The 19,783-nt window shown below is 62.6% G+C and carries 18 protein-coding genes and 1 tRNA gene; 17 read left to right on the top strand and 2 right to left on the bottom strand.

Annotation, left to right across the window (positions count from 1 at the left end; all coding sequences use genetic code 11):
* The first annotated feature begins 11 nt into the window (after positions 1-11).
* From JTF07_RS13450 to JTF07_RS13440, 3 genes are all read left to right on the top strand, one after another.
* Positions 12-1,421 carry an FAD-dependent oxidoreductase gene (locus tag JTF07_RS13450; RefSeq protein WP_204234762.1) on the top strand — a complete coding sequence of 470 codons (1,410 nt, stop codon included), beginning with the start codon at positions 12-14 and terminating at the stop codon, positions 1,419-1,421.
* Positions 1,422-1,580: 159 nt separating this feature from the next.
* Complete coding sequence (locus tag JTF07_RS13445) at positions 1,581-2,702, top strand: NAD(P)/FAD-dependent oxidoreductase (protein WP_204234761.1); 1,122 nt, start codon at positions 1,581-1,583, stop codon at positions 2,700-2,702.
* Between the two features lie 33 nt (positions 2,703-2,735).
* Entirely contained in the window at positions 2,736-3,962 is a 1,227-nt protein-coding gene (locus tag JTF07_RS13440) for an MFS transporter (protein ID WP_204234760.1), read from the top strand.
* 61 nt (positions 3,963-4,023) lie between these two features.
* Here the strand turns inward: JTF07_RS13440 and JTF07_RS13435 are convergent, their stop codons facing one another.
* Together JTF07_RS13435 and JTF07_RS13430 are read right to left on the bottom strand one after the other, a co-directional pair.
* Positions 4,024-5,235 (bottom strand): serine hydrolase domain-containing protein, encoded by a 1,212-nt coding sequence (locus JTF07_RS13435; RefSeq protein ID WP_204234759.1) that lies wholly within the window; start codon positions 5,233-5,235, stop codon positions 4,024-4,026.
* A gap of 76 nt (positions 5,236-5,311) precedes the next feature.
* Positions 5,312-7,102, bottom strand: a complete 1,791-nt coding sequence (locus JTF07_RS13430) for a biotin carboxylase (protein WP_204234758.1) — start codon at positions 7,100-7,102, stop codon at positions 5,312-5,314.
* Positions 7,103-7,384: 282 nt separating this feature from the next.
* On the opposite strand from JTF07_RS13430, the gene JTF07_RS13425 reads away from it, so the two are divergent.
* From JTF07_RS13425 to rplL, 14 genes are all read left to right on the top strand, one after another.
* The gene (locus tag JTF07_RS13425; protein ID WP_204234757.1) at positions 7,385-7,834 is read left to right on the top strand and encodes an FAS1-like dehydratase domain-containing protein; all 450 of its coding nucleotides are present in this window, start codon (positions 7,385-7,387) and stop codon (positions 7,832-7,834) included.
* Positions 7,831-8,274: a MaoC/PaaZ C-terminal domain-containing protein gene (locus tag JTF07_RS13420; RefSeq protein ID WP_204234756.1), complete on the top strand. Its 444-nt coding sequence runs from the start codon at positions 7,831-7,833 to the stop codon at positions 8,272-8,274. Before JTF07_RS13425 ends, JTF07_RS13420 begins: the two co-directional genes overlap by 4 nt.
* Positions 8,271-9,350 (top strand): UDP-N-acetylmuramate dehydrogenase, encoded by a 1,080-nt coding sequence (locus JTF07_RS13415; RefSeq protein WP_204234755.1) that lies wholly within the window; start codon positions 8,271-8,273, stop codon positions 9,348-9,350. Before JTF07_RS13420 ends, JTF07_RS13415 begins: the two co-directional genes overlap by 4 nt.
* 68 nt (positions 9,351-9,418) lie before the next feature.
* The gene (locus JTF07_RS13410; RefSeq protein ID WP_353843970.1) at positions 9,419-11,056 is read left to right on the top strand and encodes a metallophosphoesterase family protein; all 1,638 of its coding nucleotides are present in this window, start codon (positions 9,419-9,421) and stop codon (positions 11,054-11,056) included.
* A gap of 126 nt (positions 11,057-11,182) precedes the next feature.
* Positions 11,183-11,255: transfer RNA gene (locus JTF07_RS13405), tRNA-Trp, on the top strand.
* 98 nt (positions 11,256-11,353) lie between these two features.
* On the top strand, positions 11,354-11,629 hold the full coding sequence (gene secE, locus JTF07_RS13400; RefSeq protein WP_204234754.1) for a preprotein translocase subunit SecE: 276 nt from the start codon (positions 11,354-11,356) through the stop codon (positions 11,627-11,629).
* 94 nt (positions 11,630-11,723) lie between these two features.
* Positions 11,724-12,656 carry a transcription termination/antitermination protein NusG gene (gene nusG, locus JTF07_RS13395; RefSeq protein ID WP_353843969.1) on the top strand — a complete coding sequence of 311 codons (933 nt, stop codon included), beginning with the start codon at positions 11,724-11,726 and terminating at the stop codon, positions 12,654-12,656.
* A 205-nt stretch (positions 12,657-12,861) separates the two neighbouring features.
* On the top strand, positions 12,862-13,299 hold the full coding sequence (rplK, locus tag JTF07_RS13390; protein WP_069599770.1) for a 50S ribosomal protein L11: 438 nt from the start codon (positions 12,862-12,864) through the stop codon (positions 13,297-13,299).
* 64 nt (positions 13,300-13,363) lie between these two features.
* Positions 13,364-14,062: a 50S ribosomal protein L1 gene (gene rplA, locus JTF07_RS13385; RefSeq protein WP_204234753.1), complete on the top strand. Its 699-nt coding sequence runs from the start codon at positions 13,364-13,366 to the stop codon at positions 14,060-14,062.
* A gap of 179 nt (positions 14,063-14,241) precedes the next feature.
* Complete coding sequence (locus JTF07_RS13380; protein WP_252199818.1) at positions 14,242-15,513, top strand: helix-turn-helix domain-containing protein; 1,272 nt, start codon at positions 14,242-14,244, stop codon at positions 15,511-15,513.
* A 126-nt stretch (positions 15,514-15,639) separates the two neighbouring features.
* A complete protein-coding gene (gene exaC / locus JTF07_RS13375; RefSeq protein ID WP_204234751.1) occupies positions 15,640-17,163 on the top strand; it encodes an acetaldehyde dehydrogenase ExaC in 1,524 nt (507 codons plus the stop codon).
* Between the two features lie 88 nt (positions 17,164-17,251).
* The gene (adhP, locus tag JTF07_RS13370; RefSeq protein ID WP_204234750.1) at positions 17,252-18,271 is read left to right on the top strand and encodes an alcohol dehydrogenase AdhP; all 1,020 of its coding nucleotides are present in this window, start codon (positions 17,252-17,254) and stop codon (positions 18,269-18,271) included.
* Between the two features lie 392 nt (positions 18,272-18,663).
* Complete coding sequence (gene rplJ, locus JTF07_RS13365) at positions 18,664-19,197, top strand: 50S ribosomal protein L10 (RefSeq protein WP_143921969.1); 534 nt, start codon at positions 18,664-18,666, stop codon at positions 19,195-19,197.
* A 57-nt stretch (positions 19,198-19,254) separates the two neighbouring features.
* On the top strand, positions 19,255-19,635 hold the full coding sequence (gene rplL, locus JTF07_RS13360; protein ID WP_204234749.1) for a 50S ribosomal protein L7/L12: 381 nt from the start codon (positions 19,255-19,257) through the stop codon (positions 19,633-19,635).
* Positions 19,636-19,783: the final 148 nt, after the last annotated feature.

The following is a 19,783-nucleotide window of genomic DNA, read 5'->3' as shown; positions in this document are numbered from 1 at the left end:
TGAGGAGAACCATGACGACGAATCCCTTCCGTGTGGCTATTGTGGGTGCCGGTCCTGCCGGGATCTATGCTGCTGATCTGCTGACTAAGGCCGAGCGTGATTTCGAGGTCAGTATCGACCTCTTCGAGCGTCTGCCGACTCCGTTCGGTCTGGTTCGCTATGGTGTGGCGCCGGATCATCCTCGGATCAAGGGCATCATCAATGCTTTGATCAAGGTTCTCGATCGTGGTGATATCCGTTTGTTCTCGAATGTTGAGTACGGGGTGGATATCGCGTTGGAAGAGCTGACGGATCGTTATGATGCGGTGATCTTCTCCACTGGCTGTTTCATTGATGCTTCGTTGAGTCTTCCTGGTGTTGATCTGCCCGGTTCCTATGGTGCTGCTGACTTCGTTAACTGGTATGACTCGCATCCGGATGTGGCTCAGACGTGGCCTTTGGATGCGGAGAAGGTCGCGGTTATCGGTAATGGCAACGTCGCTTTGGATGTGGCACGTGTGCTGGCGAAGCAGGCCGATGATATGCATTCGACGGAGATTCCTGATCATGTCTACGAGGGTTTGAAGTCCTCGAAGGTCACCGACGTGCACGTGTTCGGGCGGCGTGGTCCTGCGCAGGCGAAGTTCACTCCGTTGGAGTTGCGTGAGCTGGGGCATGTCAAGGATGTTGACATCATCGTCTATCCCGAGGACTTCGAGTTCGATGAGGGGTCGTTGGCTGCGATCGAGTCGAATAATCAGACGAAGCAGGTTGCGAAGACGTTGACTGATTTCACGATGCGTGAGCCGGTGGGTGCTAAGCGGCGGCTGCATCTGCATTTCCTTCATTCTCCCGTGGCTGTCCTCGGTGAGGACAGGGTCACGGGGCTGCGCACGGAACGTCAGGAATTGGACGGCGCCGGGGGAGTCAACGGCACTGGCTCCTTCCATGATTGGGAGATCGAGGCCGTGTATCGCGCGGTCGGCTATGCGGGCACTGCGCTCCCGCAGCTGCCCTTCGACGAAGCCAAGCGTGTGATCCCGAACCATGAGGGTCGGGTCGTCGACGCAGATGACCAGGCTTCGGCAGCTGAAGGAGACGTGGTGCAGGGCGTGTATGCGACTGGGTGGATCAAGCGTGGTCCTGTCGGCCTGATCGGTCACACGAAGGGTGATGCCCTGGAGACGATCGGGCATATCCTCGATGATCGTGCCGCGGGTGTCCTGACGGAGCCTGTGTATCCGGATGACTCTGCGATCGTCGAACTCCTCGAGTCCAAGGGCGTCGACTTCGTGGATTGGGAAGGCTACCATCGCGTGGAGGCCGCTGAGAAGGCGTTGGGTGAAGTTGAGGGTCGTGAGCGTGTGAAGCTCGCGACTCGCGAGGCCATGCTGCGCGAGGCCCGTGAACAGGTGAGGAGCGAATCCCACTCCGGCACCTGAGCCGAATCTGCATCACGCCCCGTCAGCCTCTGTTCCTCCCGTTGCACGTGTAGGAATAGAGACTGGCGGGGCGCAGTGCGTGATTGCCGGGAGGGCGTAGGCTCGAGGGACCAACAGCCGCCCTGCACGGTTCGCACCCGTCTAAGGAGACGCACTGCCGTGACCGACACATCAGCTCGCGTTGCCGTCATCGGCGGCGGAATCGCAGGCGCCTCGGTCGCGTTCGGCCTGGCCTCTCGCGAGGCCAGCGTCACCGTCTTCGACGACGCCATGGCCGGTCAGGCGACCGCCGCCAGCGCAGGCATCATTGCTCCCTGGGTTTCGACGAGCACCGGCGCCTACTACGAGACCTATGCCGCCGGAGGCAACTTCTACCCGGACTTCCTCAATCGCCTCAGCGCTCTGGGGATCCCCGATCTGGGATACCGCAGATCCGGTGCACTCGTCGTCAACTCAGATCCTGTCATGCTCGCCGAGGCGGCCCGACTCATCCGTGATCGTGTCGCAGGTGCCGCCTCCGTTGCCGGGGAGGTTCACGACATGGACTCTGCGAATCTGCGTGAGATCTTCCCGCCGATCGCCCCGGAGATGACAGGCCTGTTCATCACCGGGGGCGGTCGCGTCGATGGTCGTACCCTGCGCGATGCCATTCTGACCGGAGCCCACGCCTACGGCGCGCGGCTTGTGCACGATGCGGCGAGAACCATCTCCACCGGACACCGAGGTAGCAGGTGGAAGGTGGGGACCACCTCGGCGACGGAGGACTTCGACGCCATCGTCGTCGCAGGTGGAGCACGGAGCACGGAGATGCTGCAGAGGCTAGGTCATCACGTGGAGATCACCGCGCAGCGAGGACAGCTGGTTCACCTGGGTCTGCACGGGATCAACACCTCGCCATGGCCGACAGTGCACCCGCTCGACCACCACTACATCACTCCCTTCGACGGAGGCAGAGTCGTCATCGGCGCTACCCGTGAGGACGGTGTCGGATTCGACGTCCGCGCAACAGCTGCGGGGCAGCATCAGGTGCTGTCCGATGCGCTCAGGATCGCTCCCGGACTCGCAGATGCCGCGGTGGTGGAGACGAGAGTCGGAGTCAGGCCCATGTCCACACGCACGAGCGGGCTGCCCTATGCCGGGGCTGTCCCCGGTGCGCAAGACCTGTGGCTGGCTTCCGGATTCGGTGCGGGCGGGCTGACGATGGGTCCGCTCATCGGCGACGCAATCGCCAGAGCTATCCTCGGCCGGCAAGCAGCAGAGATCGCGCACTTGAGCCTATGACATCGAACGACAGCGCCTTGCTAACCTGAAGCCATGAGCGCGCAGCTGCCCCGAGCATTTCGGTGGTTCTGGGCGGGCGAAACCGTATCGGGATTCGGCAGCTGGATCACCCTCCTGACTCTGCAGGTCATCGTCGTCGACTACCTGCACGCAGGAACCGTCGGCCTGGGCTGGATGAACGCAGCAAGGTGGCTTCCCTATCTCCTCTTGGGCCTCGTGCTGGGTGCGCTCATCGATCGGGTGCGCCGGCGGCCCGTCATGATTGCCAGCGACCTCGTGCGTGCGCTGCTGCTGTGTGCGATTCCGGTGCTGTGGTGCCTTGACCTGCTGAATCTGAGCATGCTGCTTCTGCTTGCAGCGGTTCTGGGAACGGCGACTCTCATCAACGACAGTGCCTCACAGGCCTTCGTACCCCGTCTCATTCCGACACGGAGCCTGCAGTCCGCCCATGCCAGGATCGACGGGACCAACGCCGTCGCAGAGACGGCGGGTCCGGCCATCGGCGGTGCGCTGCTCGCGGTCATCGCGGCGCCGTTCGCTGTGCTCGTCAACGTAGGCACCTTCCTGTTCTCGGCAGTCGTCGTCTCTCTCATCCACGTTGAGGAACCGAACCGATCGCGGGCCGATGATTCAGACGAGCCGAACCTGCGCCGGGAGATCGGGGCCGGGCTGAAGTGGGTCTATTCGACTCCGAGCCTGAGACATCTCGCCGTATGGACCCATGTGTGGTTCGCCGCGCAGGCCATCCTTGCGGCAGTCACCGCAGACTACTTCCTCAACGACATCGGCATCGACGCCTTCTGGTTCGGCATCGTCATGGCCGGCAGCGGCACAGGCGGAATGATCGGCGCGCTGAGCTCGCGCACGGCGGGGGAGCGTGTGGGCAATGGTCGGGCAGTGATCCTCGCGCACGTGTGCTCGGCTTGCGGAGTGCTCGTCCTCTTGGCGGCAACGGTCAGCGCCGTTGCGGTGCCCGTCCTCTTCGTCGGAGTCTTCCTCCACGGATTCGGCATCGGGTTGAGCAACTCCCACGAAATGGCCTACAGACAGTCGATCACACCCGACGGCTTCCAGGCGCGGACGAACACGACGATGCGATCGACGAATCGCGCAGTCGTGGTCATCGTGTCGCCGCTGGCCGGAATCCTCGCTGCGGCCACGAGCTCTGAACTCGCGCTGATCATCGCCGCTGGGATCTTCACCCTGGCCGCTGTCGGCCTGTGGTTCTCGCCGTTTCGCACAGTGCGAATCGACACCTGACGCACAGGGCAGCCGCATGGTTCACAGGGCAGCCGCTTGATTCACATGGCAGCCGGAGAAGTCAGTCGACGATCGGTGCGCTGATTGCTGTGGCCAGGGCGTCGAAGGCCCGGATCGTGGGGAACAGTTTGGCAGCATCCTGCGGCAGGCCCCAGCTGGAGAGCTTGACGCCGACGAAGTTGGCTCCCGGGTTCATGTAGATCATCTGCCCGTGGATGCCCAGGGCGAGGAACGCGTGCGAATCCGGAAAGGGGAACCAGAACTGGTTCCGATACATTCCGCCGGGCATCCGATTGTCATCGGGGCCCTCGGCGAAGGCCTTCCTGGTGTCCTCATCACCGGTGAGCGTGTCCCCGACCCACGAGGTCGGCACCACCTGTTCACCGGTGAGGGAGACTCCCCGGTTCGCATACAGGTAGCCGAAGCGAGCGAGGTCGCGCAGCGTGGTGTTGATGCCACCGTCCAACATGCCCACACCGTATTGGTCGGTGGCGATGAGCGCGTCGCGTTCGGCTCCGATCCGCGACCACAGGACGCGCGACATGAGGGCCTGCATGCTCTCGCCGGCGACTTTCTCGCACACCCAGCCCAGCACATCGGTCTCACACGAGCGGTATTCGTAGACCCCGCCGTGCTCGGACTTCGCCTCCAGCGTGGTCAGGAACTCATACATGCCCTTGGCCTGGCCCTCGGGGCTCGTCTCAGACCAGCCGATCGACTCCTCGATCCGCCTGACCTCCGACTTCGGGTCGAGGTAGTTCTCCGAGAACCTGATCCCCGAGCGCATGTCGAGGATGTGACGCACCTTGGCCCCGGCATATCCGGAGGATGCGAGCTCGGGAACGTAGTCGGTGACCAGACGGTTCGGATCGAGATCCCCGGCGCCCACGAGCACACCGGCCACCGTGCCCACGAGTGATTTGCTCACCGACATCAGCAGGTGTTCGGTCTCCGGTCGCATCGTGGAGAAGTATTCCTCGGTGAGCACCGTGCCGTTGTGCATGACCATCCACGCATCCGTGTCGCTGGCCTCGATGACGCTGCGCACGCTGCGAGCCTCGGAGAACTCGGTCTTCGGAATCTCGATGCCGCCCAGGTCCTGCAGCTCCACGGACAGCTCTGCCACAGGTCCGGTCCCGCGCGAGATCGGCGTGGTGGGCAGCACCTGATCGACGTGCTGGAAGGACCAGCGGACGTTTTCGGCATCCTGCCAGTTGTCCTTGTCGATGACGGGGGCGACGGGCACAGTATTGTCCGGCGACGTCTCGGTCACTCTCCACCTCTTCGAATTCGTCTCGTGCAGTCTGCGGTATCTGCGTCAGTCCGTGATGAGATTACCACCACGGAAGTCAATCGCCCTTTGCTCCTGGACCCCCCAGAGCGGGTGCAGGATCCTCCACAGCAACAGGCACACCGGCGTACATCGCACGGATCGAATCGATGAAGTGCTTGGCCCGGATGCTCAGTGCGTTCGGACCCCCGGCCGTGGTCTGCAGCGGGTTCTTCGTCACGAGCACACCGAGGTCGGCCCCCTTCCACCGGTATTCGCCGGCCCCGAAGATGCGCAGGAAGAACACCTCATTGCCGTTCTGCAGGGGATGCCAGTCGAGCGCGGGGCGTTTGTAGGTCAGAGTCCCGTACTGATCGAGGAAGTACTGACCGGTCAGCGGTGAGTGCGTGATGTACTCGGTGATGTCAGCGGTCTCCTTGATGACCATCTGGCTCCATTCATCGGCCCCGGAGAGCTCTTCCCACCGCTCATTGATCTCATCGACGTCGAGATCGAACTCGACGTCGAGGTATTCGAGCAGATGGAACAGGAACAGCGGTACGTCGGCATAGGCTCCGGCGGTGACGTTGGTGATCGCCGAGGCTCCGGAGATGCGCGGGTTGAGCTCGCCCGGATACACGTCATCGGAGTCCAGATCGACGAGCACATCGACCTCGAAGAATCCGCGGTAGCCGCGCATGCGCAGTCCCTCGCCCATGCGCCGCACCAGCTCCCTGGCGCGTGTGCGCTGGTCCGCCGTGAGCACATCGGGGGTCATCTCATTGCCGCACCAGCCGCCCTTGTACGGGGTGAGTTCGGCGAAGCCGGCCAGTTCGGTGAGGAACGGGCCGACGACGACTCCGCTGCTGGTGATGACGGCCTCCACCGCCACGGGCGTGTTGTTGATGCGCTTCATGATCTTCAGCTGCTCGCCGATGATGTCGTGCTTGTGCCGGCTCCAGTCCTCCTCGGCGGCGATGAAGAACGTCGTCTTCCCCGAATCCCCGTAGGGCGTCTGGACGACGAGGTCGGTGCCCAGGTTCTCTTTCTCGGCCTCGGCGTTGAGCTGGGCATACGTGTCGGCCGTGGTGAGCACATTCGGCACGGAGAAGGCCCCGGCCTCATTGCCGAGCTTCGTCGTCTCGATCTTCGAGTCGAGCTGGTTGCGCAGCGTCGCCGAAGGCAGGATGAGGTCGTAGCCGAGTTCGCGGCAGATCCGCTCGGTCTCCTCGTCGAAGAAGACCATGGCCACCTTGGGCCGCTCACCATGGGGCACATTCGCCGTCATATGGGCGCGCACCTCGGCGTTGAGGAGGAGCCAGTTGTTGATCGCCTCACCACTGTCGAATTCGACGAACGGCTTGTAGCGCGGGGAGAACACGCGGGGATGCCCGCCGTCCCATCCGTCGTAGTACGTGATGTAGGAGAAGTTCCGGACCCAACGGTCGAGGCCGAGCAGGTTGAATGGGGTCGCACCGATGAAATAGATCGGCGTGATGTTGGTGCGGAAGAAGTGGCGGACCTCGGAGATGTTGCGCAGCGGGCGGCGGATCTGGACCCGTTCGGCCTCCTTGCCCGCATAGGCGGCGTCGGTGCCGACATGGACTTCGACATCTGCCGGATCCGGCGCCGAGGTGGAAGTTGGGGTGGGCGTGGCTGCCGGCACTGCCCGGGGCGCAGTGGCAGCGGCATCGGGAATGCGAGCCTCGATCGAGCTGACTGCTCGACCGGTGCCGGGAACCGCGACAGCATCCTTGACCACACGCCTGTTCGCGCCTGCTCCCGTGCCCGGCGTGCTGGTCGGCGTCCCCGACCCGTCCGTGTTCCCAGTCGTCGTCGACGGGGTTGGGCCTGCAGGATTCTTCGTCATGGCACTGCTCCTTGTCAATACATCTGGGCTCACTGCTCGCAGTCACCTGAGCCGTTCGCCCGCTTCATCGCGGAGATGACTCGGATGCCGAACGCCAAACGTGATGTGGGCAACAACCTATACCAGTTTTCGGGGGCTGAGGACGATGGTGCATCAATTGGATGAACCCGATGCGAATTCGCGGTCAAATCCGAGGTCGCACGTACCAGTCGGGTGAATTCCCCTCGCGTGGTGAGGGGCCGCTAGGCTGGGATCACCACGTATTTTCGAAAGAGAGCCACTATGCCGGTGAATACCGATAAGCAGGGAACCAGCTATTCTCTGCCACGCCCCTATGAGGTGTCGCGGGAGGCGGTCGCGGAATTCGCGCTGGCCACCAATGCGAAGGCCGACTATCACTTCGACACCGAGGCAGCGACAGCTCTCGGCTATCACGATGTTGTGGCGCCGACCACCTTCGCCGTGATCATCGCGCAGAAGTCCGAAGCGGCCTACATCAGTGACCCCGAGTCCGGCGTCGACTTCTCCAAGGTCGTTCACGGTTCGGAGCAGTTCAGCATCACCCGGCCCATCGTCGCCGGTGACAGTCTGGACGCCACGACCCACGTCGACGGCGTGCGCGCGTCGGGCGGCAACGCCATGATCACCACCCGCACAGAGATCACCGACGCCGCCGAACAGCCGGTCGTCACAGTGAGTTCGACCATCGTTGTGAGAGGAGACGGAGAATGAGCGTCACCGACTTCTCCCAGCTGACCATCGGGGACACCGTCGTCGAAGCCGAGATCCCCCTGTCGCGGGCATCGCTCGTCGACTACGCGGGCGCCTCAGGCGATCACAACCCGATTCATTGGTCCGAACGCTTCGCCACCGAGGTGGGTCTTGAGGGAGTCATCGCCCACGGCATGCTCTCGATGGCCGTCGTCATCGCCCCCATCGTCGAATGGATCGGAGATCCGGGCGCGATCGTCGACTACCGGACACGGTTCTCCGCGCCGGTGCTCGTCCCCGACGCAGAATCCGGCACACCGGCCACACCCACCGCCACCCTGTCGATGACCGCAGTGGTCGGGGCCGTCGACGGGGCTGTGGGCACCGCTCGCATCGACGTCACGGTGAAGTCCGGTGACCAGGATGTTCTCAGCCGCACCCAGATCCGAGTCTCGCGGTGACGAATGATCTGGCAGAGTTCACGACGTTCCACCTCGGCGGCCCAGCAGCCAAGCTGCATATCGCTACGACCAGGGACGATCTCGTGGACTTCTCTCGTGAACATCCCCTGAGTCTGTCGGCTCAACCCGCGGCCGATGTCCTCTTCATCGGCGGCGGATCGAACCTCCTCGTCTCCGATGCCGGCTTCGACGCCGACGTGTGCGTGGTCGCCACCAAGGGTGTGACGATGACCGATATCTCGGAGACCGAAACCCGTGTCACTGCCGAGGCTGGGGAGAACTGGGACGAATTCGTCGCCTTCACCCTCGGCTGCGGTCTCTCGGGTCTCGAGGCCCTGTCCGGGATCCCCGGCTCCGTCGGAGCGACTCCGATTCAGAACGTGGGCGCCTATGGAACAGAGGTCGCCGAACTCATCACCTCGGTCGAGGTATTCGATCGCCTCGCCGGCCAGGTCCGTCACCTCAGCGCCGTCGAACTCGAGTTCGGCTACCGCACCTCGGTGCTCAAACGTGCGCAGCAGAGAACTGGCACTGCCCAGTACCTGGTGCTGTCGGTGACCTTCGATCTGCACCGCAGTCCGGACTCCCTGCCGGTGCGCTACGCACAGCTCGCCTCGGCATTGGAAGTCGAGATCGGGGAGTCGGTGCCGGCCACGCTGGTGCGCACCAGTGTCATCTCCCTGCGCAGGTCCAAAGGCATGGTTGTGGACCCAGACGACCACGACACCTGGTCAGCTGGTTCCTTCTTCACGAACCCGATCGTCGACGACCCCGCCGCGCTGCCTGCCGAGGCGCCCCGCTACCCGGTCACCGATCCACTGAGCGGATCGACGATCGAAGGAAGGACGAAGACCTCGGCCGCCTGGCTGATCGAACATGCGGGATTCTCCAAAGGCTTCAGCGTCGGGAAGGGTCGGGCAAGCCTGTCGACCAAGCACACCCTGGCACTGACGAATCGCGGCCAGGCGGCGACGGACGACGTCCTTGAGCTCGCCCGCGCCGTGGTCGACGGGGTGGATGAGAAGTTCGGCATCATCCTCGAGCCTGAACCCACGTTCATCGCCTGCTCGCTCTGAGACCGTGGTCTGGAATGCAGTCTGTGTCGCCGCGTCGGAGAACCTCAGCCCTACTGATCCTCATTGTTGTGGTCGCAGCTGTGACCCTGCCATGGGCGCTCCTATCTGCACGTGCTGACCTCAGCTTCGGCCCGCATGAGGCCCGCTATCAGATCACGGCAGACTCCCGGCTGACCGTTGACTTCGGTCCGTTGGGCAAGCTGCTCGTCCCCGCAGACGACTATCTGCCTCTGGGGCTGGGGCTGACTGTCGACATCGGACAGATCCCGGTCTCCGGAGCGGACGAGGACGACCTGCACACAGGTGCCTCCGAACGGCGTTCTGACAGAGATTCCTCCGACGGATCAGACGATGCCTCCGAAGGATCGGAGCAGGGAGTCGGGGGAGGAGCGGTCGATGCTCTGGGCGGTGACATCGCCTCCTACGCTTCCCTGTTCTCAGCCCCACAGGCACAGGTCAACGAGGTCGTCGACGGGTTGACCACAGAGATCCTGGCCCGGTGGGCCCTGGCCGTCTGCCTCATCAGCGGCGTGGTCGTGGCCATGGCGTTCATCCTCGGGCCCGTTCGGCTCGCCGGGATCGGGAGGGCCTTCGTCGGTAAGGAGCTCATCGGCATCGGCCTGGTCACCATCCTCGTACTGGCGAGTGTCGGCACAGCAGTCCTCAACCGCCCCGAACCTCTCGACGCCGATCCCGCCTTCGACGGGACCCCATTGGCGGGTGCACAAGTCACGGGCCGCCTCGGCGGGGTCATCGATGCCGCGTTCACAGCGGTCAAGGACTTCTCCGACGACAACGACGCCTTCTACGACCAAGTGCTGGAGAACCTGCGCGCTCAATGGACCACGCGCCCCCAGACCGGCAACTGGTCGGATCAGGGGATGGTGCCTCGCCCGGGCGGAGACGAGGACGGGCTGAACGCAGACGTATCGACATTCGTGTTCGGCTCGGATCTGCACTGCAACATCGGTATGGCCCGGGTGGTCGGCGCGGTGACTTCGATGAGCGACGCCGATGCCTACATCGACGGGGGAGACGTGACGATGACGGGCACCACGGCGGAGAACTACTGCTTTGACGTACTCGACGATGAGCTGCCCGACAAGCTGCCGCGGATGATCGTCAAGGGCAACCACGACTCCGCCGAAACCACGAATCACGCGAGGGGCCAGGGGTGGAAGGTCCTCGACGACACGAGTGCGAAGATGAGCGGAGTGACGTTCTTCGGCGGACCGGATCCTCGACGGACTGTGTTCGGATCCGGTCCGCAGCTTGAGACGGATCTCACCGCCGATCAGTACGCGAAGAAGCTCAACGACGAGGCCTGCGCGAGCGACTTCGACATCATGCTCATCCACGATGCGCGGGTCGGGGCGCCGTCGCTGCGCTCCGGATGCGCGCCGTACAGCCTCAGCGGACACTGGCACAGACGAGTCGGCCCGGAGCCCCTGGGCAGCGGAGTCCGATATGTGAGTTCGACGACAGGCGGTGCCCTGGCGAACGCACTGACCCCGGGGCCGCTGAAGATGGACGCGGAACTGAGCATCGTGCGCGTGGACAATCAGACCAAACGGCCCATCGACGTCCAGATCGTCACGGTCAGCCCCGACAAGACGGTCACTATCGAGCCGTGGAGGACCTTCCCGGAGCCTGTGCCGCTGGTCGGTCAGCCGCCGCAGAATCAGGCCGCGGGCGAGGAGGGATAAGGGGCGAGGACGTCGAGTTCAGACAGGCATGGGAGCCCGGTTCGACTAACGGCGGTCACAGACGGTATGCTCGTTTCTCGTGGTTGGACACAACTCGGGGAACACGGATCGAGGGTGTCGAATCGAAGGGGTGTGGCGCAATTGGTAGCGCAACGGTCTCCAAAACCGTAGGTTGCAGGTTCGAGTCCTGTCACCCCTGCGCAGTTGATATCTGCTTGAGTCATATCGGCGAAACGCCGTCCTCGACGGGCTTGAACAATTGTGCTGTCCCAATGGAAACCGACCGAGTGAGGATGTGTGGAAGACACACCGGCAAAGAAGACTGGAGATCAGCCCAAAGGCACCAGTCGTAAGCAGCTCGGGTTCTTCGGACGAATCCTGCAGTTCTTCCGCGAGGTCATCGCGGAGCTGAAGAAGGTCGTCACCCCGACACGTAAGCAACTGGTCAATTACACCCTGGTTGTGCTGGGCTTCATCCTCTTCATGATGCTTCTCGTGGTAGTTCTCGACCTCGTGTTCGGCAAGCTCGTCGGATTCGTCTTCGGCGGAACACCGCTGTGGCCATTGTGGTGACTCACCCCCAGCGGTGATCACTTGGATTTCAAACACGTTGCAGACCCTTCACTCCCATATGGGAATCACTACACGCGAAGCGAGGAATTGATCGGTGTCGGATACCAGTTCACCTGAGCAGGAAACCCCTGAGACACAGAACGCCACTCCAGAGGAGTCGAGCGTTGCACCAGTGGTGGAAGACGTCGAGAACGAAACCTCCGCTGTGAGCGCCGACGACGCGCTGGTCGACGACGCGCCAGCTGACGAGGCTGTCCCTGAGGAGGCGCCTGCCGACGGTGCCGCTTCTGACCAGGCCGACGTCTCTGACGATGACAGTGCCGCAGCAGCCTCCGATGATGTCGCCTCAGGCGATGACGCAACAGCCGAATCAGTCGAGACGGATGAGACCTCTGCTGCCGCCGAGGTCGACCCGGCCGAAGAGTTCAAGTCGGAACTGCGCATGCAGGAGGGAGACTGGTATGTCATCCACTCCTACGCAGGCTACGAGAACCGCGTCAAGCAGAACCTTGAGAACCGTTCCATCAGCCTCAACCTCGAAGAGTTCATCTTCGAGTCCCAGGTGCCGATGGAAGATGTCGTCGAGATCAAGAACGGCCAGCGCAAGCAGGTCCGTCGCGTGCGCATTCCGGGCTACGTGCTCGTTCGCATGGAACTCACCGATGAGTCATGGGGCGCGGTTCGCCACACCCCGGGCGTGACCGGATTCGTGGGCAACGCCTACGACCCGACTCCGCTGTCCATCGACGAGGTCTTCACGATGCTCGCTCCGATCTTCGAAGAGCGCCAGGCCGAAGCCGCTGCCGCCGAAGGTGTGCAGGCCGAGCAGGCCGCGAAATCCGCCCCCATCACCGAGGTGGAGTACGAGGTCGGCGAATCCGTGCTCGTCAAGGAGGGTTCCTTCGAGGGCCACCCCGCAACGATCCAGGAGATCCGTCCGGAATCACAGAAGCTCACCGTGCTGCTGTCGATCTTCGAACGTGACGTTCCCGTCGAGCTCAGCTTCAACCAGGTGTCCAAGCTCTGAGCAGATTTTCACGGTAGGAAAGGGCCCGGTGATCTCCGGGCCCTTTCGCCATTCACGCCCAGTGATGCCTGTCACCGACATTTGCTCCAGGGTCTGCAGGCATGGAATACTGGTGTGGTTTGATCTCGGTTCCCATCGGAAGCCGATTTCGGACGATGCGCCGTATTTCTCTGGCGCATCGAAACTTCAAGATTAAGGACCGAATATGCCTCCCAAGAAAAAGGTAGCCGGCCTCGTCAAGCTCCAGATTCAGGCAGGTGCCGCTAACCCGGCGCCTCCGATTGGTCCGGCGCTTGCCCAGCACGGCGTCAACATCATGGAATTCTGCAAGGCCTATAACGCCGCAACAGAGTCCCAGCGCGGGAACATCGTTCCCGTCGAGATCACGGTGTTCGAAGATCGTTCGTTCACCTTCATTCTCAAGACCCCACCGGCTGCAGAACTCATCAAGAAGGCTGCAGGCGTGAAGTCAGGCTCGGCTACTCCTCACACCGACAAGGTTGCTCACCTGAGCGCCGACCAGGTTCGTGAGATCGCCACCACGAAGATGCCTGACCTCAACGCCAATGACCTGGATCAGGCTGACCGCATCATCGCCGGCACCGCTCGCTCCATGGGCGTGACCACCGACATCGAGGTCTGAGACCAGACATTTCACTGTGGTAGGGCTCGCGCAGCCCGCACCACGACTGCAAGGAGAGAAGCAGATGGCAAAGCGTTCAAAGGCCTATCAGGCCGCGGCAGAGAAGATCGCCGCAGATGTGACATACGAACCGGCTCAGGCAATCGCACTGGCCAAAGAGACCACAGTGGCGAAGTACGATGCCACCGTCGAGGTCGCCCTCCGCCTGGGTGTTGACCCACGTAAGGCGGACCAGATGGTGCGCGGCACCGTCAACCTTCCGCATGGTACCGGTAAGACCGCTCGGGTCCTGGTGTTCGCTGCCGGCGACCGTGCAGAAGCTGCCCGTGAAGCAGGTGCTGACTTCGTCGGCTCCGATGACCTGCTGGAGAAGGTGGCCAATGGCTTCACCGACTTCGACTCGGCTGTTGCCACCCCTGACATGATGGGCAAGGTCGGACGTCTGGGTAAGGTTCTGGGTCCACGTGGCCTGATGCCGAACCCCAAGACCGGCACCGTGACCATGGATGTCGCCAAGGCAGTGACCGAGATCAAGGGCGGAAAGATCGAATTCCGCGTCGACAAGCATTCGAACCTGCACTTCATCATCGGAAAGGTCTCCTTCTCCGAGGAAGCACTGCAGGAGAACTTCGATGCAGCGATCGAAGAGATCCTTCGTCTGAAGCCGAGCTCCTCGAAGGGCCGCTACATCTCGAAGGCAACCGTGACGACATCGAACGGTCCTGCCGTTCCGATCGACGGTTCATCGATGCGCGTAGTCTGATCCCTGTGAGGGATTGAACCGCGTTCAGCAGTTCTGGGCGGGAAGTGAGCGATCACTTCCCGCCCTTTCTGTTCCCCGGCAACCATCATTCGGCCTTGCCCGGAGGAGGTATCGCGGATAGATTGTGATCACTGAAGACCACTGTGTGCCAACCGCCGATGGGGGTGGACAGCTCCGCCATGCATTCGACTCCGCTGCTTCGCGATGATTATCAGCGCATCGTCCGTCGTGCCCATGACAATCTGGCATCACTGACCGCTCCGGAGAGTTCGGGCCCGGGAGTCCGCCCCGCCGTCCTCGAGTCCTGGAATCGATCCCTCGGCCGTCTTCGTGATCCGGGCGGAGTACGTGTGCGCATGGCCTATGAGGCCGATCAGCTCGCCGAGGTGAGGCGCCGTCATCCGTTCCACTCCATCATGGGCCTGCTGCAGTCGCATCTGATCGAACCCGCCAAGGAGGCAGGGCTGCTTGTGGCGCTCGGTGATGAGCAGGGGCGTCTCCTGTGGGTCGAGGGTGAGCGCGCCGTCCGCAGCCGTGCCGAATCCATGGGCTTCCTGCCAGGCACTGACTGGTCGGAGGACGTGATGGGAACCTCCGCCCCCGGACTCGCTCTGCGCTCGCGCAGTGCCGTGCAGATCAGTCAGGCCGAGCACTTCTCCGCAGAGGTGCACTCGTGGAGCTGCAGTGCAGTGCCCGTGACCCATCCGCTGACCGGTCACGTCCTTGGCATCATCGACGTCACCGGCGGCGATGACGCGGTATCGTCCATCGTCCTGCCGTTGCTGAACTCCACGGCTCAGGCCGCCGGCGTCGGATTGTCGAAGCTCTACACCCCGGACTCCGGTGGACTGTCTCCTGTCGGTACCCGTGACGGTGTCTATCTCGAAGTCACCGGGGCTCGTCCCCAGCTATCGGGCCCGGATGGCACCCGAATCACGCTGTCGGGACGACATGCTGAGATCCTGCTGCTCCTGGCGCGCAACCCCGGCGGCATCAGCAGCGCCGGGCTCGCCGACCGGCTGTGGGCGCTCGGTGGAAGTGAAGTCACCGTCCGGGCGGAGATCGCGCGTCTGCGCAGAACGATTGACCACCTCGGCGACCTGCGCCTCGATGCCCGCCCCTACCGGCTCCGTGGAGACATCGACAGCGACGTCGAGCGCACGCACCGGGGCCTGGCCCAAGGGGACGTGGAGACCGCCCTCAACTTCTATCAGGGGCAGGTGCTGCCCGAATCCGATGCCCCCGGCATCCGGGAGATCGGTGCTGAGCTGCAGGCGCTGATTCGGGAGAGCCTGCTGCAGAACGGAACCTGGCAGCAGCTGTGGCGCTATGCGGGATTGGCCGAAGCGCGCGAGGATTCGGAAGTGCTGATGTCCGTGCTGCGCCTTGCCCCTCCCGAAGCACCCGAACGCAACGCGGCCGTCGTGCGTCTCGAAGCCCTCGGCTGCTGAGCCCGAGGAGCTGGAGCTGACAGCCCTTCTGCTGTGATGCAACCCACATGCAACGTTGCCCTGCGTAGCGTGTGGAGCAATCGGAGACAGACATCCGATCGCCGCATACGCATCAAAGGAGTTGCAATGACTGTTTACGCTCAGCCTGGTCAAGACGGATCGCTCGTCACCTTCAAGTCACGGTATGAGAACTTCATCGGCGGACAGTGGGTCGCTCCCGTCAACGGGAACTATTTCGAGAACCCCACGCCCATCACGGGTCAGACGTTCTGCGAGGTACCCGCCAGCACCTCGGAGGACATCGAGCTCGCACTCGATGCCGCGCACAAGGCGGCTCCGGCCTGGGGCAAGACCTCGCCCGCAGAACGCGCCGTGATCCTGAATAAGATCGCTGACCGGATCGAGGAGAACCTCGAGATGATCGCGGTGGCCGAGACCTGGGACAACGGAAAAGCCGTCCGTGAGTGCCTCAACGCCGACATTCCCCTGGCCATCGATCACTTCCGCTACTTCGCGGGAGCCATCCGTGCTCAGGAAGGCGGGCTCTCACAGCTTGATGACGATACGGTGGCCTATCATTTCCATGAGCCGCTCGGCGTGGTCGGACAGATCATTCCCTGGAACTTCCCGATCCTCATGGGCGTGTGGAAGATCGCGCCGGCGCTGGCCGCAGGCAATGCCATCGTCCTCAAGCCTGCCGAGCAGACTCCGGCCTCGATCCTCGTCCTGATGGAACTCATTGCCGACCTGCTTCCCGAGGGAGTTCTCAACATCGTCAACGGCTTCGGGCTCGAAGCAGGCAAGCCCCTGGCGTCGAACAAGCGGATATCGAAGATCGCGTTCACCGGTGAGACGACGACCGGTCGTCTGATCATGCAGTACGCCTCGCAGAACATCATCCCGGTCACGCTCGAGCTCGGCGGCAAGTCCCCGAACATCTTCTTCGATGACGTCAATGCCTCGGATGACGCCTACTGGGACAAGGCCCAAGAGGGCTTCACCATGTTCGCCCTCAACCAGGGCGAGGTCTGCACGTGCCCGTCGCGCGCACTGGTCCAGGAATCGATCGCCGATCCCTTCCTCGAAGCAGTTGCAGAACGGACGAAGAGGATCGTGCAGGGCAACCCGCTGGACACCGACACCATGATGGGTGCGCAGGCCTCAAACGACCAGTTCGAGAAGATCATGTCCTATCTCGACATCGGCAGGCAGGAGGGCGCCGAGGTGCTCACCGGCGGAGCCCGGGCCGACCTCGGCGGGGACCTGTCCGGCGGCTACTACGTGCAGCCGACCATCTTCCGGGGCAACAACACGATGCGGATCTTCCAGGAGGAGATCTTCGGCCCGGTCGTTTCGGTGGCCACCTTCAGCGACTACGACGACGCCATCGCCACGGCCAACGACACCCTCTACGGACTGGGCGCCGGCGTCTGGTCGCGCAACGGCAACACCGCCTACCGTGCGGGTCGGGACATCCAGGCTGGCCGTGTGTGGGTCAATAACTACCACGCCTACCCGGCACATGCGGCCTTCGGCGGCTACAAGGCCTCCGGCATCGGACGTGAGAACCACCTGATGATGCTCGACCACTACCAGCAGACGAAGAACCTGCTGGTCAGCTACTCGGAGAACGCCCAGGGCTTCTTCTGAGACGAGTCCTTCTCTGAGTTCACGCGACGGTGCCCCGGTGGCAGCGACGCACAACAGCACACCTCACATCATCACAAAGGAGTCAATGATGTCAGACATGAAAGCAGCAGTCGTCAACGAATTCGGCCAGGATCTCACCGTCGGCGACAACGAGATTCCCGAGCCCGGACCAGGGCAGGCGCTGATCAAGCTCATCGCCTCGGGAGTCTGCCACACCGATCTGCACGCGGCGCACGGCGATTGGCCGATCAAGCCGAAGGTTCCCCTCATCCCCGGACATGAAGGTGTCGGGACCGTCGAGAAGGTCGGACCCGACGTCACCGATGTCACGGTCGGACAGATGATCGGCAATGCTTGGCTGTGGAGTGCCTGCGGAACATGCGAGCACTGCCGCCAAGGGTGGGAGACGCTGTGCGAACAGCAGGTCAACGGCGGCTACGGCATCGACGGATCGTTCGGTGAGTACATGCTCGTCGACACGAAGTTCGCCGCCATCATCCCGGAGGGGTCCGACCCCTATGAGATTGCGCCCGTACTGTGTGCAGGAGTCACCGTCTACAAGGGACTCAAGCGCACCGAGGTGAAGCCCGGGCAATGGGTCGTCATCTCAGGCATCGGCGGGCTCGGCCACATCGCTGTGCAGTATGCGGTGGCGATGGGGATGCGCGTCATCGCCGTCGACGTGGCTGACGACAAGCTGGCATTGGCGAAGAAGCACGGAGCGGAGATCACGGTCAACGCCTTTGCCGAGGAGCCGGCCGACATCATCCAGGAGAAGGTCGGAGGCTCACACGGTGTGCTCGTCACGGCGGTGCACCCGAAAGCATTCGGGCAGGCGATCTCAATGACTCGCCGAGGTGGGACCATCGTCTTCAACGGGCTGCCCCCGGGCGAGTTCCCGGCCCCGATCTTCGACATCGTCCTCAAGGGGCTGACGATCCGCGGATCGATCGTCGGCACCCGCCAGGACATGGTGGAAGCCTTGGAATTCTACGCAGCGGGCAAGATCCACCCGACGTTCACCAAGCGGCCGCTCGAGGACATCAATGCGATCTTCGACGAGATGATCCACGGCAAGATCGACGGTCGAGTCGTCATCGAGTACTGATCCACTCGGTCACCACAAGCCTCCGGGCACTGCGCAGCCTCTCTGCAGGGTACGCAGCGCCCGGAGGCTTGCCAGCGGGCACTGGTGGTGGCAGCCGTCCAGGTGCCGGCAGGAGTGTGGCCAGCATCTCGGCCATCGATTGGACTTGGCGCGAAGTCCTTCGATAGACTTCAACTACCCAAGACCGTCGGTCTTTTCGGAACCAGCAGAATTCGCAATCGGATCCTGTTGCCCGGAAACGAAGACTCCACTGGAGTGACCTGCGCAGGTGAGCACGAGATTCTTCCGATGAGTTCCTATGATCTCATCATTCGAAGCGTTTCACGCATGCCTGCGTGGAGCGCTTTTTTTGGCGTTGGGACACGATCGGCGACTGTACGAAAGGAACTACCATGGCGAGGCCAGACAAGGCAGCCGCAGTAGAGGAGCTCAAACAGCAGTTTGAGAACTCCGACGCTGTGTTGCTGACCGAGTACCGCGGTCTCACCGTTGCGCAGATGAAAGATCTGCGCGTTTCACTCGGTGAGAACGTCAGCTACGCCGTGGTAAAGAATACGCTCACTGCTATTGCAGCCAAAGAAGCCGGAATCAACGATCTCGATGAGTTCCTCAACGGACCCACCGCGATCGCATTCGTCAACGGTGAACCACCAGAGGCTGCAAAGGCATTGCGTAACTTTGCCAAGGCGAATTCTCAGCTCGTATTGAAGGGCGGCTACTGGGATGGTGCCGTCCTCAGTGCTGAGAATGTCAACAAACTCGCCGACCTCGAACCACGCGAAGTGCTGCTTGCAAAGGCAGCTGGTGCCATGAAGGCAAGCCTCCACCAGGCGGCTTACCTGTTCACCGCTCCGATGGTCAAGGCCGTGCGCACTGTCGACGCTCTGCGCGAGAAGCAGGACGACGCTCCTGCTTCAGACGCCTGAGCAACACCCCATAAACCCGGTCGCTCAAAGTGACCACCAAAGGAAGGACTGGCCACCATGGCTAAGCTCACCCCCGAAGAGCTCATCGAAGGCTTCAAAGAGCTCACACTGATCGAACTCTCCGACTTCGTCAAGAAGTTCGAAGAGGTCTTCGAAGTTGAAGCTGCTGCACCTGCCGCTGCAGTTGCCGCTGCACCTGCTGCCGCTGCCGAGGCTGCCGAAGAGCAGACCGAATTCGACGTCATCCTCGAATCGGCTGGCGAGAAGAAGGTTCCCGTCATCAAGGAAGTTCGTGGGATCACCTCCCTCGGACTGAAGGAAGCCAAGGACCTGGTCGACGGCGCTCCTAAGGCCGTCCTCGAAGGCGTGTCCAAGGACGCAGCCGAGAAGGCCAAGGAAACTCTCGAGGGCGCGGGCGCAACCGTCACCCTCAAGTGATTTCTCTGGCAGCAGTCTGACTGCTGCCTCTTCGAAGAACCCCACAGCCGATGCTGTGGGGTTCTTCGCATCTACAGTGCGAGCCGGCGATGTTGCAGGACGGCTGCGTGCCGCGACTTCGGCGACAGCCTGCCCTGACCTATTCTTA

Source organism: Brevibacterium sp. RIT 803, assembly GCF_016892625.1.
In the GTDB taxonomy this organism is placed as follows: Bacteria; Actinomycetota; Actinomycetes; order Actinomycetales; family Brevibacteriaceae; genus Brevibacterium.
This window is presented reverse-complemented; position numbering and strand designations above follow the sequence as displayed.